This is a genomic window from Paraclostridium dentum (assembly GCF_012922555.1).
Classification (GTDB): Bacteria; Bacillota; Clostridia; order Peptostreptococcales; family Peptostreptococcaceae; genus Paraclostridium; species Paraclostridium dentum.
Genome location: NZ_WIPK01000203.1, coordinates 1 through 312 on the forward strand (window position 1 = coordinate 1; position 312 = coordinate 312).

General features: G+C 46.5%; 1 protein-coding gene. It reads left to right on the forward strand.

What is annotated here, in order from left to right; all coding sequences use genetic code 11:
• On the forward strand, positions 1-312 hold a 312-nt coding region (locus GFJ41_RS21365; RefSeq protein WP_226890302.1), incomplete at its 3' end, for a serpin family protein.

The following is a 312-nucleotide window of genomic DNA, read 5'->3' on the forward strand; positions in this document are numbered from 1 at the left end:
CTGACCCATTACCGTAACTTCCGGGTGAATGAGAAGCACCAGGTTCGTGTGCCTATGATGCAGAATAAGGGTATTTACCTGGCTGCAGCTGACCATGAGCTTAACTGTGATGTTCTACAGCTGCCCTATAAGGGCAACATAAGCATGCTCATTGCTGTGCCACAAAAACTCTCTGGGATGAAAGTTCTTGAACGAGAGGTCTCGCCTACTCTCATTAACAAGTGGCTCAACAACATGACCAACAGAACTCGTGAGGTAGTTTTTCCCCGGTTTAAGCTGGAGCAGAACTATGATCTGGTCAACCATTTAAAG